At 71.3% G+C, this 15,612-nt stretch carries 9 protein-coding genes; 5 read left to right on the top strand and 4 right to left on the bottom strand.

Annotated features, from left to right (window positions below; translation table 11 throughout):
• Positions 1-44: 44 nt before the first annotated feature.
• The gene (locus HAV39_RS23605) at positions 45-3,770 is read left to right on the top strand and encodes an FHA domain-containing protein (protein WP_191841339.1); all 3,726 of its coding nucleotides are present in this window, start codon (positions 45-47) and stop codon (positions 3,768-3,770) included.
• Between the two features lie 10 nt (positions 3,771-3,780).
• Here HAV39_RS23605 and HAV39_RS23600 read toward each other — a convergent pair whose 3' ends face one another.
• A complete protein-coding gene (locus HAV39_RS23600; RefSeq protein ID WP_239121024.1) occupies positions 3,781-6,081 on the bottom strand; it encodes a sensor histidine kinase in 2,301 nt (766 codons plus the stop codon).
• A 105-nt stretch (positions 6,082-6,186) separates the two neighbouring features.
• On the opposite strand from HAV39_RS23600, the gene HAV39_RS23595 reads away from it, so the two are divergent.
• Positions 6,187-6,861, top strand: a complete 675-nt coding sequence (locus tag HAV39_RS23595) for a response regulator (RefSeq protein WP_239121023.1) — start codon at positions 6,187-6,189, stop codon at positions 6,859-6,861.
• Positions 6,862-6,919: 58 nt separating this feature from the next.
• Here the strand turns inward: HAV39_RS23595 and HAV39_RS23590 are convergent, their stop codons facing one another.
• The 3 genes from HAV39_RS23590 to HAV39_RS23580 all read right to left on the bottom strand — a co-directional run bounded on the left by HAV39_RS23590 (position 6,920) and on the right by HAV39_RS23580 (position 13,145).
• On the bottom strand, positions 6,920-9,988 hold the full coding sequence (locus HAV39_RS23590) for a M4 family metallopeptidase (protein ID WP_191841336.1): 3,069 nt from the start codon (positions 9,986-9,988) through the stop codon (positions 6,920-6,922).
• A 276-nt stretch (positions 9,989-10,264) separates the two neighbouring features.
• Entirely contained in the window at positions 10,265-12,109 is a 1,845-nt protein-coding gene (locus tag HAV39_RS23585; RefSeq protein WP_191841335.1) for an alpha-galactosidase, read from the bottom strand.
• A gap of 97 nt (positions 12,110-12,206) precedes the next feature.
• Positions 12,207-13,145 (bottom strand): cyclase family protein, encoded by a 939-nt coding sequence (locus tag HAV39_RS23580; protein ID WP_191841334.1) that lies wholly within the window; start codon positions 13,143-13,145, stop codon positions 12,207-12,209.
• 288 nt (positions 13,146-13,433) lie between these two features.
• Here HAV39_RS23580 and HAV39_RS23575 point away from each other — a divergent pair, with 288 nt between their 5' ends.
• The 3 genes from HAV39_RS23575 to HAV39_RS23565 all read left to right on the top strand — a co-directional run bounded on the left by HAV39_RS23575 (position 13,434) and on the right by HAV39_RS23565 (position 15,509).
• Positions 13,434-13,898 (top strand): hypothetical protein, encoded by a 465-nt coding sequence (locus HAV39_RS23575; RefSeq protein ID WP_191841333.1) that lies wholly within the window; start codon positions 13,434-13,436, stop codon positions 13,896-13,898.
• A gap of 106 nt (positions 13,899-14,004) precedes the next feature.
• Positions 14,005-14,631 (top strand): hypothetical protein, encoded by a 627-nt coding sequence (locus HAV39_RS23570; protein WP_191841332.1) that lies wholly within the window; start codon positions 14,005-14,007, stop codon positions 14,629-14,631.
• 152 nt (positions 14,632-14,783) lie between these two features.
• A complete protein-coding gene (locus HAV39_RS23565; protein WP_191841331.1) occupies positions 14,784-15,509 on the top strand; it encodes a HEAT repeat domain-containing protein in 726 nt (241 codons plus the stop codon).
• The last annotated feature ends 103 nt before the right edge of the window (positions 15,510-15,612 follow it).

Below are 15,612 nucleotides of genomic sequence, written 5' to 3'. Positions count from 1 at the left end.
GGCTGGTCCTGACCGATCGGCACACCCAGGCGACCAGCGAGCAGGTGTGCGCGCTGCCGGTCACCCTCGGCCGGTACAGTGGCCTGGCCGCGGTGGCCCTCGACGACGTCAGCGTCTCCCGGCGGCACGCCCGGCTGGAGATGGTCGGCGACTATCTCGTGCTCACCGATCTGGGCAGCACGAACGGCACCTACGTCAACGACCAGCGGTTGACCCGCCGCCAGGCGCTCGTTCCCGGGGATCGGATACGGATCGGCCGGTTCGACCTGACGTGGATGTTCCTCGACCCCAACGCGACGATGCTGGTCGACGAGTCCCACCTGACCGTCCACCGGCCCGACACCCCGCCTGACGTCGCCGCGCGACGTGTCGTGGCGGCCGCAGAGGCGCATAACCGGCAGGTCGGCCACGAACTCGACGGATTCCTGTCGCTCGCGCACGGGTTCCTGCCCGCGCAGCCGCCGCTGCTGGCCTTCCCGGACTCGCACCGCGCCTGGGACGAGATGACCGACCGGCTACCCGAGCTGTTCCGGCGGCTCACCCTGCGCCGGGCGTTCGACGCGATGCCAGTCCTCGACGCCAGAGCCGAGGCGCTGCCCGACCGGTACCTGCTGCGCGCCTCGACCCTGCTCGGCGTGTTCGCCCACGCCTACCAGTACATGGCGATCGACCCGCCGGCCGCGCTGCCCGACTCGCTGCTGCGACCGTGGACCACCGTCTCGCGCCGGCTGGGCAAGCAGACCCCGGCCGTGTCGTACATCGACCTGTTCTTCTACAACTGGCGCCTGCGCGACCCGGCCGGCCCCCGGGCGCTGGACAACATGGACCTGCTCGTGCCGACCTGGAACAACGCCGCCGAGCGGGTGTTTTACCTGGTCACCACCGAGTTCGCGATGGGGCTGACGCCGGTGCTCGGCGCCATGCTCGACGCCCAGGAGGCCGTGGTCGCCGACGACCCGGCCGCCCTGGAAGGCGCCCTGCTGGTGATCCTCGACCAGCTGCAGCACGTCACCCAGGCCATCTATCCCCAGATCGATCCCAACCCCCGCGGTCGGCATCCACTCGACCAGGTGCTGTGGGCCAAGACGGTCGGCACCGCCGGAGTGCCGATCTTCGACGGCGCGCCCAGCCCGAGCGGCACCGCCCAACCTCAGATCCACGCGCTGGACGCGTTCCTCGAACGCAGGGACTTCGGCTCACTGGTCGGGCAGCAGAGCACCTACCTCGCCGGCTACTTCCCCCGGCACTGGCAGGAACTGGTCGCGGCGCTGCGCGAGGTGTCGGTGCGCCGGTATGTCGAGGACACCCGCAGCAGCGCCCTGCGTGGCGTCTACAACGCCATGCTCGACGCCTACGTCGGTGACCGCGGCTGGATGGGCCTGCACCGCATCAAGGCGTACGGCTTCCTGGAAGTGGCGTTCAAGGTCGGCCGGCAGGTCACCACCGGCGCCCGGTTCACCGGCCTGTTCAAGGACCGGACCTGGGACAAGGTCGACGGGGAACTGGCCGTCGTCCGCGAGGAACGCCGCCCCCCGGTCGGCGCGCCCGTGGTGTTCGGGACCGCGCGCCGGGGCCGGGTCGTCACCGGCGAGTCCGGCGCCTGGACCTGCTACCTGGACGTCGACGTCACCGGCCAGGGCGTGCACCACCTGCCCGGTGACCGGGTCGGCGTGCTCGCCGAGCACGAGGACGACCTGGTGCGCCGCACGGTCGCCGCGCTGCAGGCCACCGGCGACGAGCTGGTCCCGCTCACCCCGCGCTGGCGGGCGGCGGTGGCCTGCCGGGAGGGCTACGGCGAGGTCGACGTCCTGCCGCTGCGGACGCTGCTGCGCTTCGCCCAGCTCCGCCCGATCGGCCGGGAGGTGGCAAAACGCCTGGCCAGCCTCACCGCCGTCGGCGCGTGGCAGCGGGTCGTCGACGCCCGCATGGAGGACCAGTGGGAACTGTGGGACGTGCTGAACCTGCTGTACGCCGGCGGATATGACGTCACCCGGCTGTGGAAGGCCGACCCGGGCGACAGCGACGCCTTCTGCGCGGTCGTCGCGCCCGAGCCGTTCCGGCTGTACTCGATCGCGTCGGCTCCGCCGCCCGGCGCACCGGCGAGCACCCTGAAACTGGTCGTCGCCGGTCTCGACTACACCTCCGCCCGCACGCCGTGGTCGTACCCGCGCAAGCGGCAGGGCGCGGCATCGTATTTCCTGCGCCGGGCCGGCCTCGACGGCCGGCAACGGGTCTCCCTGCAGATCGTGGCCACGCCACGGTTCCGGCTGCCGGCCGACCCGGCCCGACCTGTCGTGATGTTCGCCGCCGGCTCCGGGATCGCCCCGTTCCTCGGGTTCGTCGCGGCCCGCACCGGGCCCGGCGAGAACCGGCTCTACCTGGGCATCCGGACACCGGACGAGTTCGTCGAACACCCCGAGCTGGATGCGGCGGCCGCCGCGGGCCGGCTGAACCTGTCCGTCGCGTTCTCCCGCGCCGACGCCGCGATCCGGTTCGACGGCGGGCGCCATGTCGTCGGCGCCGGGCAGCGGCGCCGGGTCGACGACGTGATCCGCGCCGAAGCCGACGCCCTCTGGGAGCTGCTGCGGCCCGTCGAGGACGGCGGCCGCGGCGCGTTCGTCTACGTCTGCGGCAGTTCCCGCTTCTCCGTCGCCGTGCTCCAGGCGCTTACCGGCGTCGTGCCCGGCGACGGCCGCGAGTTCCTGCGCCAGCTGGTGGCTGACGGGCGCCTCGCCCAGGACGTCTTCACCACCTATCTCGGCCATGCCCAGCAGACCCCCCGTATCGAGATCTCGGACCTGGCGCAGCACGACACCCCGGATGCGGGCTACTGGATGGCGATCGGCGGCGCCGTGATCGACGTCAGCGAGTTCATCCACCTGCACATCGGCGGCCCGCACATCGTCCGCAACTACGTCGGCATGGACGCGACCGCGGCATACCGCAAGGTGCTGCACCACGCGCACGCCGAGATCGACTCCCAGCTGTCGATGTACCAGATCGGCCACCTGCGCCGGCTGCAGTTCGGCGCCCGCTGGGGCGTGGTCCTCACCGAGCACGGCCTGCGCTCGCTGCCGCTGGAGGAACTGTTCCGGACCTGGGTTCGGTTCCTTTACATGCTCGTCGCCATGCGCAACGCGCTCACCGCCGACTACGGCTTCACCGCCTCGGTCACCACCATGGGCGAAGACCCACGCGACCTGACGCCCTTCAAGGCGCAGTACGTCATCGAGGGCCACCGCCGGTTCCTGGTCAGCTACCTCGACGGGCTGCTGCACGACGACCTGCGCACCCTGTGGCAGCACACCGTCGGCTTCTGCGACCCGCAGCAGGACATCCGCCAGTTCGACACCCAGCTCGCCGCGATGGCGGCCCGGCCGGACGTCACGCTGGTGCGCAACTCCGTGACCGCCGTCAAGGAACTGCTGCTGACCGGCGACGACCCGCGCCGGGTCACGGCGCTGTGCCGCACGTACGCACACGCCGACGTCCAACTGCTCAGCGACCTGAAAACCGCTGTGCTACGGGGCATCCGGGCCTTCGAGACCCACGAGGCCGACGTCGTCGCGCAGGCGGGAGGCACGCTGCTCGCCGCCGTCGGTGACGCGCTCGCCGCGGTGTCGGCCTACTACGAGCGACTGGCCGGGCAGACCCGCGGTCAGGGCGTCACCGCCGACGGTGCGGTCGAGGAGCCGATCCCGGTCGACCGGGGCCTGCCCGGTCACGGCGGGCCGCCGCTGCTTGCCGACTCACCGCCGACCGGGCGCTGACGGACCTGCGTCACGCCACCCGCAACACCCGGTCTGAGCTCGGGTGTTCCCGGTCGGTCGCGGACGCGGCAGGGTCGGCGGCGGGTACGGCGATGGGCAGTCGGCAGCGTACGACGGTGCCGTGGGGTGTGGCGGCGGTGATGACGGCCCGGCCGCCGAGTTCGAGGCAGCGTTCGCGGATGCTCGCCATGCCCATGCCCGGCCGGTAGTCCGGGGCCATACCCCGCCCGTCGTCGGTGACCTCGATGTACAGGTGCCCGTCCCGCCACACCGACACCGCACAGTTTTCGGCCGCGGCGTGCCGGACGACGTTGGTGAGCGCCTCGGAGACGATCCGGTAGGCGGCGACCTCCACTGCCGCCGGAACCGGGTCGGCGCCGATCGCGCAGTCGAGCCGGGTACGCGTGGCGCCGCTGACCCGGTCGACGAGTTCGCGCAGTGCGGCGGGCAGCCCGAGGTGGTCGAGGACGGTGGGGCGCAGGCCGTCGATGATCTGCCGGACGTCGCCGACGACCGCGCGGTGGATCTCGGCGAGGTCGGCAAGGATGCGCTCGGCGGCGGCCGGGTCGGTGCCGATGAGCGACCGGCCGAGTTCCAGACGCATGGAGGCGGAGGCGAGGGTCGGGCCGAGACCGTCGTGGATCTCTCTGCGCAGACGGCGGCGTTCCTCCTCCAGGACGGTGACGGTGCCTTCGAGCGCCCGCTGGAGCCGGGCCGCCAGCAGCAGGCTGTAGGCGGTGGCACCGGCCTGGCGAGCGAGGCCGGCGAGCAGGCGGCGGTCGGAGGGGCCGAAGGGTTCCCGGTCGGGTCCCGGGTCGAGGACGAGCCGGCCGATGGGTTCACCGTCGTGGACGAGGTCGAGGCTGGTGGCATTCGGTCCGGGTGCGCCGTGGCTGCTGGACGGCAGCGCCAGCCCGGGGACCTCGATGGCGGCGTGGGTCAGGCGCAGGGCGCCGACGAGGGTCGCGACGAGCTGGTGCAGCGCCGTCTCGGCGGAGTGCGCCGATTCCAGCCGCTGTCCGAGTTGGCGCAGCACCTCGTAGGGGTCTTCGCGCTGGCCGTAGACGAGGCGGCTGACCACGCGGCGCAGCCCGGACCGGGCGGCGGTGAAGGAGACGGCGACGACCACGACGAGCAGGACGGGTGCGGGTTCGAGTCGGGTGTGGAAGGCGTGGCTGAGCAGGGCGGCGGCACCGAGGTAGGCGCCGATGAGGGTGACGGTGACCAGCCCGTAGACCAGCGAGCGGCGCAGGATGAGCTGGATGTCCCAGAGCCGGTAGCGCAGCACGGCGGCGGCGAGCAGCAGCAGGGCGGGAAGCCAGACGACAGTGAGGTATTCCCACGGGATCAGCGGGTGCCCGAGGAGCTGTTCGGGGAGCTTGCCCAGCAGGAGGTAGCCCCCGGCGAGGACGACCAGGCCGTAGCTGACCAGGCGCATCCGCTGTCGGGCCAGCGGGTCGCGGGCGAGGACGTAGCTGGTGACGACGGCGGCGAGCACCAGGACGGGGAAGAAGCCGGCAGCGGGCACGGAGACGCCGATGAGGGTCCAGGTGTGGCGCAGCCCCTGCTCGGTGTGCAGGCTCGTGACGAGGACCGTGCCGTAGGCGAGGAAGGGCAGGGCGTAGCCGAGGGTGATCAGCCACGGTCTGCGGCGCAGCAGTGGCCAGGTCTGCGGGAACGAGATGGCGAAGTGGAGCAGGCACGCCCACAGGACGCAGTTGACGGCTTCGGCTGCGGTGGTGACCCAGAGCCGGCCGGTGGCGATCTCGATGGCCTGGGTGCCGTACATGTGGGAGGCGTATCCGATGAACTGCGTGACCGCGACCAGGTAGAGGGTGACGGCGGCGGGATCGCGGGGGCGCCGGGCGAGCACGAGCGCGGGCAGCAGGACAATGAAGACGATGTAGGGCAGGGTGTAGGCGTTGCGGGCGGCCAGGTTCGCGAGTGGATAGTCGGTGAGGATGACGGGCACGTCGATGCGGTGTCCGTCACGGTCGACGGTGTAGACGACGGTGTCGCCGATGCGGGGCGGCCGGTCGGCGAGCGATCCGGCGGCCAGGGGGCGGCCGCCGATGGCGACGACGGTGTCTCCGGCGCGCAGCGGTGTGCCGTCACCGGCGGCGACGGACAGGACGAGGCCGTCGGCATGCCAGGCCCGGGAGTCGGTGTTGGTGGAGGTGCCGTCGGAGGGATGTCCGGCCCGGGCCGCCCACAGCCAGCCGAGGGCCAGCAGCGCGAGCAGCACGGCGAGGACCATGCGGGTGAGCCAGGCGCGGCTGGCGCGGGCGGGGGGCGCGACCACGGCTGTCATCGGTCTCCATGGGAGGTGCTGTCCCGGGACGGCCGACCCATTGACGCCGGGACGGCAGTGAACGCATGGTGGTGCGGATCCCCCAGTGACGATCAGGAGGATAGCGTGCCTGAGCAAGATCCGGCCGTGACGACCCTGGGTGTGCTGGTCGCCGACGACCACCCGATCTTCCTCGCCGGGATGCGGCAGCTGCTGGAGGTCTACCCGGGGCTGACCTGCGTCGCGGCGGTGACGTCGGGGTCGGAGGCGGTGCGGCAGGTGGTGGCGCTGCGCCCGGACGTGGCCGTGCTGGACTTGGACATGCCCGACCTGTCGGGAGTGGACGTGGTCCGCGCGATCGGGGCGCAGGCGCCGCAGGTCGGGGTGCTGATGCTGACGATGCACGGCGACGACGAGTCGGTGTTCGCGGCGCTGCGCGCCGGGGCCCGCGGCTACCTGCTCAAGGGCGCGACACCGGACGAGGTGGTGGCGGCGATCCGGTCGGTGGCTTCCGGCGGGGCGGTGTTCGGGCCGAGCATCGCGGCGCGCCTGGTCGAGTACTTCGCGGCGCGCCCGCCGGCGGTGTCGGTCGCGGCGGCGCTGCCGGAGCTCACCGACCGGGAGCGGGAGATCCTGGCCCACCTGGCCGACGGGGAGGCGAACGCGACCATCGCCGCGCGGCTGTACCTGAGCCCGAAGACGGTGCGCAACCACGTGTCGAACATCTTCACCAAGCTGCACGTCGCCGACCGCCACGCCGCGGCCCGCCGGGCCCGCGAGGCCGGTCTCGGCCGCCCCTGACCGGTACGCGTGATGGCCGCCCCGGCATGCGCCGGGGCGGCCACCGTGCCCTGTCGGGTTACGGGTTGGCCTGCAGGCCGGTGGTCAGGCAGTCGACGCCGTCGGGCTCCCAGATGTCGTACACGACCCGCAGGAAGATCCCGCCGGTGCCGATGTGCCACCAGCCCAGGCTCGCCGCGAGGTCCTGCGGCAGGCCGGGATTGGTGCGGGTGATGGTGAAGCCGCGGATGCCGTCACCGTAGGTGGTCGCCGACGGCGGGGCCGGCGTGTTGTGCCCGCCGGTGCCGGGGGTCCGCCAGTACAGCAGGCCGCTGACCCGCTCGACGCTGCACCCGTTGGGCAGCGACAGGAACGCGTTGATGACCGTGTTGCCGCGGTGGCCGTCCAGGATCACCGGCCAGCGCGCGAACTTCGTGGTGCTGTAGACGGTCCGGCGGTGCACCGGCCCGAACGGTGTCCGGCACTGCGCGTCGGTGACTCCCGGCGGCTTGTTGTAGTTCTCGACCAGGTCGACGATGACCCGGGCGTCCCCGTCCTGCCACGGCACGAAGATCTCGATCACGGCTTCGCGTGCCGTCGGGTCGCTCGACGACGCCCGTGACACGACACGCGCCTCCCACTCCCCGGCGAAGCTGACGCTCAGCCCGCCAGCGATGTTCGACGTCAGCACCTGCCCGGTCGACAGGTCCTTGGCGACCAGGGTCTGGTCGTTGATCGTGCAGCCCCGGTAGAGGAACAGCCCGCCGTACTGGGTGTACTGCACCGTGCCGAGCCACTCCACCCGCCAGCCGATGTCCTCGAACGCGGTGACCCCCACGGCGTTGAACGCCCTGGCGATGTGCTCGCACATCGGGATCGTGAAACTGATCCCGCCCAGCGGCGTGCCCACAGCGTCGTAGCAGGTGGCCAGGGTCTCGACCCGGTGGTTGAGGAAGTCCGACGTCGCGCCCAGGCGCCCGCCGACCAGGGTGGCGTAGGCGAGCTGCGTCATCGCGGGCCGCCCGATGCCCGGGCTGCCGCTGCCCGGCACACCCCCGTCAGTGATCATGACGGCGGCCCGGTTCGGCACGCCGGCCATTTCGTGGGTGCACAGCCAGCACCCGGTGTTGATCGAGGCGACATGGTCCGGGTGGCCGAACACCCGCGGGTTCGCCATGTCGCGCACCGCGCCGCCCGAGGAGTTCTCGGCGATGCGCCAGTCGTTGGCGTCGTTCTCCACCAGGTTGCCCATCAGGTCGGCGTAGTGCTCGCCCAGGGCGCCCGCCTCGCCGGTGCCCAGGAATCCGGCGCTGCTCTCGGCGACGCCGTGGGTGAACTCGTGCGCCACGATGTCCAGTGACGTGATCTTGGTGCCGAGGTGCATCCGGATGTCCAGGCAGTCCAGGTACCCGTACAGGTCCGGGTCCGATGTCTGCCGCGGCAGGGTGGTCTCCTGCGGGGTGCGCCCGCACCAGACGGCGTTGCCGTCGTAGGACGACCCGACCCGCACCTTGACCTGCGTGCCCTGGTTGTCGAAGCTGTTGCGGCCCAGCGCGGTGTAGAACACGTCGGTGGTGTCGAGGAACGTCGACACCGCCATCGAGTCCGGGTGCATGGTGTTGACCGGCACCATCGGGGTGCCGGGTGTCGTCGCCGGAGTGCCCGCCGGCTTGCTGATGTCGGTGCGGTCGAGCTGCTGACCGTTGAGGATCGTGTAGGGCACGGCGTTGGCGTGCGAGTCCACGGCGAACACCTCGGTGCCGCTGCGGGCGTCGACGTAGGAGATCCGGCCGGGCAGCGCCACCCGGTACACGAGCCGCTCCTGGCCCTGTCCCAGGTTCGTCCCGGCGAACAGGTCCGCCGACAGGACCACCAGCGGGCTCGTCGGCTGGGTCGCCGACAGCCAGAGGGCGAACCGCGACAGGCAGTCCTGCTGCCAGTGGCAGACCGCGTCGCGGTACCGGTCGACGGCGACGGCGCGCGCGGCCGCCGCGGTCACGGTCGCCTGCGGGTACGCGGTGGGGAACGTGACGAACCTGGCGCTGATCGACTCGGCGCGTCCGTCCGGGGCAAGGGTGACCGTCAGGTAGGCGCCCTCCACCGGGAAACCGGCGTAGTACTCCTGGAAGCGGACGCTGACCCGTCCGCCGACGTCGGCGAACTGCTGCGGCGCCTGCAGGTGCTGCGTCGGGCGCAGCGTGCCGTACAGCTGCGCGAACAGCGGCTTGGCCATCAGGTCGCGGGCCCGGTCGACGGGCGTGGCGCCCTGCGTCGCGACGCCCAGGTGACCCAGGCCCACCCAAGAGGGGGTGCCGGTCGCGGGATCGACGACGACCCGTTGCAGCCACGCGACGGGATTGACGAGCTGGCAGCCCGCGACCGACTTCTCGGTCAGCGTCAGGCCGGGCCCGGTGACGGCCATGGTCGCGGTGCTCTGGTCGACCAACTGCAGGCCCGCCGGGACCTCCTTGGCGGGCTCCACCCACGCCGCGTTGCCGAACAGCCAGCCCAGACGCGGCGCGTGCGCCCCGCCGGTCAGGAAGAACGGGTCGATGACGACCTGCGTCGGTGCCGGCAGCGCCACCACGTCGGCGTCTTCGTAGCCACGGGAGGCCTGGTAGGCACGCACCACCTCGACGGCCTTGGCGGCTTCCAGCTTGCTCGTGTCGACGTCGCCCAGCTTCTCCCCCGTCAGCTGGCCCGCCACGCCCCTGATGACGCCGTCGCGGCTGAGCACGACCGACATCGTGGCATTGGCGACCACCAGCTTGTCGAGGGCGACCCGGCTGAACGTCACCGTCGAGCACTCACCGGCGCTGACGACCCGGGTCACCTGGATGTCACCGAGATCGTCGAGGTTCCACAGCGACCGGTTCCGCTCGACGAACGCGGTGGCGTGCTCGGTGAGCGACGCCTTCGGGTCCAGACCGCTGGGGATCCGCAGCTCCAGGCGGGCCACGGTGCGCGCCTGCGGCCAGCTCTCCGCGCGCAGCTGGATCGTCGACCTCTCCGCGAGGCCGTCGAGGACTTTGACCTGGTCCTTGGACAGGTGGGGGTCCTTGCGGTAGTCGGTGGTGATGGTGGACTCCTCGGCCGCCTTCACCACGGACTGGGCGAGGTCGACGACGGTGACCGCCAGACTCGCCATGAGCGTCAGGACGGCTGTCGTCGCCACCGTCCGACGCGTTAGGAATAGTCGCCGATACATAGGGGAATTGCCTCCTCGAAGCCGAATCAGCCCGAGGATGGTCGACCCGGATCACCGGGCGCATGGGGCACGCGTCCTCAATGGAGTCCCGACTGTCCCGGCGTACCCGCGCCGCCCCATGGGACACATCGAGGCCCGTCATCGCCGTCCCCACCGGAGGTCCGCTCGCCGACCCCCAGGCGGCTTTGGCGCGCGCCCTCCCGGTGCGGCACGGTTCTATACCTGGGCGCGCTGCCACTGCTGGTTGGTGCCGGTGCCGCAGGTCCACTGGACGGCCTGAGCGCCGTCGGTGGTGGCAGCGTTGACCACGTCCAGGCATTTGCTGCTGTGGCGGGCGACGAGCTGGAGGTAGCCGCCACCGGCGTCCTGGATGCGCCACTGCTGGTTGGTGCCGGTCCCGCAGGTCCACTGCACGACGCGGACGCCGTCGCCGGTCGCGCTCGCGCCGCCGTACACGTCCAGGCACTTGCCGCTGTTGAGGCTGACGACGTTGTAGTAGCCGCCGCCGGCGTCACGGAACTGCCACCGCTGGTTGGCCTGCCCGTTGGCGGCCCACTGCACGACGTTCGCGCCGTCGGCCGTGGCGGCGTTGTAGACGTCCAGCAGCTTGCCGCTGTGCCGCGCGGTCAGCGTGTACGTGGGAGTCGCCGGCGGCGTCGGCGTGGTGGTCTGCGTCGCGAGCCGGTAGAGGCCGGCGCCGTGCGCGGGCAGGGAGCGGGTGAAGGTGCTGCTCGCCGTGCCGAGGTTCGCGCCGGACCACAGGTCGGTCACGGTCGCCGAACCCACCCCGAGCTCGGCGAGGTTCACCGACACGTTCGCCGCCGCGCCTTCGCGGTTGAACAGGGCCACGTACTTGTGGTTGCCGCCGGGCACGTCGGCGGCCCATACCTGCCGGGTGCCCGCGGTGACCTGGCGATTGTTGCTGCTGTTCTGATCGACCGCCAGCACCGCGGCGTTCGTCATCAGGGCCAGCTCGGCGGCGCGGTTCTCGACCAGGTTCCCGCCCCACATCAGCGGTGCCCGGTTGATCACCCACAGTGTCATGAGGGTGCGTTGCTCGTCGGCGGTGAGCCCGGAATAACGTGGCGAGCCGACCGGCCCGTACTTCGACAACCGCCCGATCGGGATCATGTCCGGGTCGGGCCAGGCGCCCGTCGCCCGGTACGGCGTCCAGACACGCAGCTGGTCGAACATTGCGTCGAGCGCCGACCAGTTGTCCCACAGGTCGTTGACGATCCGCCACATGTGCGCGTTGGCCTGCACATGCGAGCCGCCGGACACCGGCGTCGCCCCGGGTGACAGACTCAGCACCATCGGTCGGCCGCTGCGCTGGATCGCCAGCCGGTATCCGTCGATCTCCGCCTGCCGGTACGTCGGCGCCGCGATGTCGTCCACCTTCACGAAGTCGACGCCCCAACCGGCCAGCAGCTGGAACACCGAGTCCAGGTAGGCCTGCGCGCACGCGTTGGACATGTTCACGCCCCACATGAGGTTGAGCCAGGCCGCGGTCGTGCTGTTGTTGATCTGGTTGGCGCGGCAGTTGGTCCCGAGGACCGGCACGTTGTCGGCCACCGCCTGGCGCGGGATGCCGCGCATCAGATGCACGCCGAACTTCAACCCCTGCGCGTGTACGTAGTCGGCGAGCGGCTTGAAACCGTTGCCTCCCGTCGCCGACGGGAACCGTGTGGTGTCCGGCAGCAGCCGACCGTTGGCGTCCATCCGCAGCCGAGGTTGCAGGTTCGCGTCCTGGTTGGGGCTGTTGTTGTGCCGGCCCGGGAAGTACCACGCCCAGTCGATCACGATGTACTGCCATCCGTGCTGGCGCAGGTTGTCGCGCATGTAATCGGCGTTGGCGCGGACGTCAGCCTCGGTGACGCTCCAGTTGAACGAGTCGTAGCTGTTCCAGCCCATCGGCGGGGTGGATGCCACACCGTTGTCCCAGGCGGCGGCAGGCGCTTGCGGGCTGACCGCGAGTCCGACGGCGAGCAGCAGCGCCGCGGCGGTCAGCACTGCGCTGACCATCCTGCGCGCTGCCGCCGGGCGTACCAGGACACGGCTCATCGGACCCTCCCGAGGGACATCCATCCATAGGTCCGCATCAGTGTTAGCGGTCACATGCGCGCTGTCAAGTGACCCGATTCCGTCCGAGTTGCCGCAGTCAGAAGGTGGCGATCGGATTGACCGGGCTGCCGGACGTGCCGGCGAAGCGGACCGGCGCGACGGCGAGCTGGAAGTCCCACTGGCCGAGCTCGGCAGCCGTCGTCGCGCACGCCTCCAGGTCGCAGTTGTCGAGCATCCACAGACCCATCGCGACGAGGCTCACGGCGTGGACCGGCATCAACACGTCCGGGTACCCCGACGGCTGAACGTCCTGCGGGGTGTCCGCGCCGATCAGCGCGACGCCCCGTTCATGCAGCCACGGCAGGCAGGACGCGTGCCAGCCGGCCTGCGTGAAACCGCCGGCCGCACCGCGCTCGTGCCGGAAACGGCCGTAGCCGGTCCGCAGGAGCACCGCATCGCCGGGGCGCACCCGCACACCCTGGCGACGCTCGGCCTCCTCGAGATCGTCGGGAGACACACCCTGCCCCGGCTCCAACCACGGCATCTCGCGCACCCTCGCGATGTCCAGCAGGACACCACGCGTGACGATGCCGTTCGCCGCCGCCGTGACCGCCGCCCACGCCGATCCCGCCGCGGCGTCGACCGACGAGTGCGACCGCCCGTTGTACATCGTGCCGTCCCAGTAGATGTGGCACGGCGAGTCGAGGTGGGTGATGGTGTTGCCGTGGAACGTGATGCCGAGCCGCTCGGACGAGAAGCCCCAGCGCCGGTCGGCGTGGAATGCGGCCACCGGCATGTTCTCCGCGCCGGGCATGTCGGCGGCGCACGGGCACGTCGTCGTCGACCGCTCCATGTCCTCCGGAGCGGCGACCTCCCACGCGCAGGACACGCTCCTGCCGTGGCGCACGGCCCGCGCCGCCGCCAGCCGGACGTCGTCCGTGACGTGGTTCAGCGTGCCGAGTTCGTCGTCGTCGCCCCAGCGTCCCCAGTTCGACAGCGTGTCGAAGTATCCGAGCACGTCATCCTGTGTGGGCATCGGTCGACTTGCCGTCATCCGAGTCTCGACTCCTCCGGTCACGCGGTGCGAGGCACTGTGGCGTGGGGCAGCCCGCCCTCTCCTTCGCCATGCCAGGGCCCGCTCATGAGCTGGCATGACACTACATCGGCAGGGCGACAGTCGGCCGGTTGGCGGCACTCGCGTCTGAGCCGTTCACGGTGCCGGATCAGTGGTGGACGCGGACTGCCGAACGGGGTCCGCACGGCCGATCGTGCAGGCAGGATAGCGTGTGCAGTGCCCACATCCTGCGACGATCGGCAGTCCCGTATGAGCCAGCTCGAAGACATCGCGCAACAGGACGGCTGGCGCTGCTGGGTGTGCGACGAACCCGTCGACCCGGCCACGTCGGTGAACGACCCGCGCGGTCCCAGCGTCGACAGCAGGACGAACGCACGGTCGGCGAAGAAGAGCGCACCGGACTTCGCCGGCGGCGAACGGCTGGCCCACCGCAGCTGCAACACCAAGAAGGGCGCCGTCACCCCGGTCATTCCGTGGCCGGCGCACCTCGTCCTCATGGATCCCGCGCCGCTGATCGCGGTCGCGGAGCGCCTGGACCGCAAAGGCGGCCGCGAGGTCGTGGTCCGGTGCGCCGACCGCGCCGACGCCCGGCAGACGGCGGACTGGCTTGTCGACCGCTTCTCCCGGCTCGCCCCTGCGCTGCAGGTCGACGCGAGCATCGATCCCGGCGGTGGCCAGTTCGTGGTCGCTTTGACCGCCGCCCGACGCCGCTGAGCGCGGTCACCACAGCGGCGCTGACGAAGGCGCCGAACGTTGCGCTGAATGCCACCGGCTGACATTGCGCTCCACCGGCCCGTACCCACCGTGGCATGGTGTGCCGGTGAGCGAAGCGAACGAATGGGCAATCCCGCCCCAGTGGGAGGTGCTTCGGCCCGACGACCCCGCGCGGGCGGAGGTCGCTTTCGCCGGCCTGGGCGTCCTGGCGGTGCTGTGGCGCGACGCCGACGGTGTGATCTGGGAGGAACCCGATCTCGACGTGGCCCTGCCGGTCGCCGCCGACCTGGCCGGCTACCGGGAAGCGGTGGCCTCGGGTCGCCGGTACCGCTGCGCGTACGCGGCCGGCCTGCTGGACTGGACCGCCGCCGAACTCGCCGAGGCGACCGGCATGCCCGTCGGACCGCCCTACCGGCACGCCGACGCCGTGTGGCCGCCTGAACTGGCAGCCGGCTACGCCAGACTGAACTGGGACCGCGACGAACCCGTCGCGGTCGTGGGTGCGGCGACCGCCGAGCGGTTCTGGGCGGCGCTGTCGGCCGCGCTCGTGCTGCGCCCCGGCACGACGGTCCGCCTGGGCACCGGACTGTCCGGGCTGAACATCGGCGGCGGGAGCCCGCCCGAGGGCACCGTGCTCTTCGACGGCCCCGACGTGCACTGCTTCCACCGTGAGCGAGGTCGGCTGGTGATCATTGCCGGGCGGGAGACGGGCTGGTTACAGCCGCACCCGTGACGATCTGGCCCGCGGCTATACGGATGACCGCGCATGACGCGATGCTCACTACGGCTGGCTTCACGGCTGGTTCAGCTCCTGTGTCGATGTGCAGCATCGTCTCGCGCAACATGAGCTGTGCCGTACCGGCAAGGATGTGGCATGTTGAGCGGATGATCGACAACGTCGCGGCGTTGCCGGCCGTGGTGCGGCATGCGGCGGAGCTTGATGACGACTACGACGACATCGCGCCCACGGTCGCTGCGCTGTCGGCCTGCGGGGACAGCGCACTGGTTCCCCACCTGCACGAGGAACTCGACCGGTTCCTCGACGCAGAGAACTTCTATGGCCGCGACCTCGTCGCCGGCATCCTGGCCGGCATCGACGGCGTGGCGGCACTGCGGACGCTGCTGCACGCATCCAGCCGCGATCTCGGCGACGACCAGGACAGTCTGAGCGCAGAGATCATCGACCTGTTGAAAACCGACCAGGAAGCCGTCCGGCTCACAGTGCTCGATCTCGCCACCAGCGACATACCCGGGCTGCGCCACACGGCCCTGTGGGCGCTGGGATTCGTGGCCCAGGCGCAGGACTTCGAACTGCTCGCCGCAGCCGCAGCCGACCCCGACCCGCAGATCAGATCCACGGCGATCGGCTCGATGCCAGACCCGGCCGACGACGACCGGGCATTCGATGCGATCGTGCTGGCACTGCGCGACCCGCACGAGACGGTGCGGATATCGGCGGCCAGCAGGCTCGGCTACACCGGCCGGCCCGACGCGGCTGCGCCGCTCGCCGCGCTCGCCGCCGACCGGGCATCACGGGTGCGGTCCATGGTCGCCTATGCGCTCGGGCGCCTGGGTCGTCACGAGGTCACCGTTCCTACTGACTGTGCATAAGTTGCACAGGTCCAGTCGTGTGCCCCGAACGGTCTTGGACACACTGGTCGCCCGCGTTCAGGTCGCAGTCCGGCGACGGGCATCGTGTGCGCGGTCCGGGAAT

Source organism: Catellatospora chokoriensis (assembly GCF_011297315.1).
Classification (GTDB): domain Bacteria; phylum Actinomycetota; class Actinomycetes; order Mycobacteriales; family Micromonosporaceae; genus Catellatospora; species Catellatospora citrea.
This window is presented reverse-complemented; position numbering and strand designations above follow the sequence as displayed.

Coding starts and splice junctions, on each gene's coding strand:
- HAV39_RS23590 (WP_191841336.1), bottom strand. CDS start 9,988: ATGGCGAGTCTGGCGGTCACCGTCGTCGACCTCGCCCAGTCCGTGGTG.
- HAV39_RS23575 (WP_191841333.1), top strand. CDS start 13,434: ATGAGCCAGCTCGAAGACATCGCGCAACAGGACGGCTGGCGCTGCTGG.
- HAV39_RS23600 (WP_239121024.1), bottom strand. CDS start 6,081: ATGACAGCCGTGGTCGCGCCCCCCGCCCGCGCCAGCCGCGCCTGGCTC.
- HAV39_RS23585 (WP_191841335.1), bottom strand. CDS start 12,109: ATGAGCCGTGTCCTGGTACGCCCGGCGGCAGCGCGCAGGATGGTCAGC.
- HAV39_RS23565 (WP_191841331.1), top strand. CDS start 14,784: ATGATCGACAACGTCGCGGCGTTGCCGGCCGTGGTGCGGCATGCGGCG.
- HAV39_RS23580 (WP_191841334.1), bottom strand. CDS start 13,145: ATGCCCACACAGGATGACGTGCTCGGATACTTCGACACGCTGTCGAAC.